This window comes from Bradyrhizobium sp. P2_E8 (assembly GCF_056403875.1).
In genome coordinates this window covers 1-1,348 of sequence record NZ_JBFUES010001445.1, presented here as the reverse complement: position 1 = coordinate 1,348, position 1,348 = coordinate 1, and the positions used below count along the sequence as shown (strand labels likewise).

Here is a 1,348-nt window from a genome sequence, read left to right as displayed (position 1 = left end):
GTGTGCGTGACACGGCTCTCGTGCCCCGGCCGCAGAGCCGGGGCCCGGCGTTCCGCAACGGCCGATATTTGGCGATGAACGAAATAGTGGGTCCCGGCTCTGCGCCGTAGCGCAGCGCGTCCGGGACACGAAAGCGCATACCTCCGGCACCAATTCACGGCTTGCAATTTCCGTCCGTCTCTGGCGGTAAAGGGCCATGCTCTCGACCCCCAGTTCCTCATTCCGCGAGGCCTACCAGGCCCAGATCGCCGACGGCGCGATCGAGCCCGATGCCGCGCAGGCCGAAGTCGCCGAAGCCTATGCGGCGCTCGACCAGCGGCTCGCGGCTTACAAGCCGCAGCGCAAGCAGGGCCTGCTCAGCCGTCTGTTCAGCAACGACAAGGACGAGGCGCCGCGCGGGCTCTACATCCATGGCGAGGTCGGCCGCGGCAAGACCATGCTGATGGATCTGTTCTTCCAGCACGCCTCGGTCGAGCATAAGCGGCGCGCGCATTTCCACGAATTCATGGCCGATGTGCACGAGCGCATCTACGACTATCGCCAGAGCATCGCGCGCGGCGAGATCGCCGACGGCGACGTCATCGCGCTGACCGCGAACGCGATCTTCGAGGAGAGCTGGCTGCTCTGCTTCGACGAATTCCACGTCACCGACATCGCGGACGCGATGATCCTGGGGCGCCTGTTCGCCAAATTGTTCGAGCTCGGCACCGTGGTGGTCGCAACCTCCAACGTCGCGCCCGACGATCTCTACAAGGGCGGCCTCAACCGTTCGCTGTTCCTGCCCTTCATCAAGCAGATCACCGATCACATGGACGTCGCGCGGCTCGATGCGCGCACCGACTTCCGGCTGGAGAAGCTTCAGGGCGTGCCGATGTGGCTGACGCCGGCGGACAGCGATGCGGATGCCGCGCTCGACCGCGCCTGGTCGCGGATGTCAGGCGGCGCCAAATGCAAGTCGCGGGATATTTCGATCAAGGGCCGCATCCTGCACGTGCCGTGCTCGGCCCATGGCGTGGCGCGGTTCTCGTTCGCCGATCTCTGCGAGAAGCCGCTCGGCGCATCGGATTACCTCAGGCTCGCGCACGACTATCACACCATCCTGGTCGACCATATTCCAGTGATGGACCTCTCCCAGCGCAACGCCGCCAAACGTTTCATCACGCTGATCGATACGCTCTATGACAATGCCGTGAAGCTGATGGCCTCGGCCGACGCCAACCCGATCTCGCTGTACCTCGCCGACGAGGGCAACGAGGCCAACGAGTTCAAGCGGACCGCCTCGCGCCTGATCGAAATGAGCTCGGAATCCTATCTGGCGCTGGCTCACGGCCGCAAGGATTCCACCGCC

1 protein-coding gene is annotated in these 1,348 nt (G+C 64.6%); it reads left to right on the top strand.

Going from position 1 to position 1,348, the window contains the following annotated elements; genetic code table 11:
* Positions 1 to 196 precede the first annotated feature (196 nt).
* Positions 197 to 1,348: cell division protein ZapE (zapE, locus tag AC1D00_RS41270; RefSeq protein WP_477014661.1), on the top strand; the 1,152-nt coding region annotated here is incomplete at its 3' end.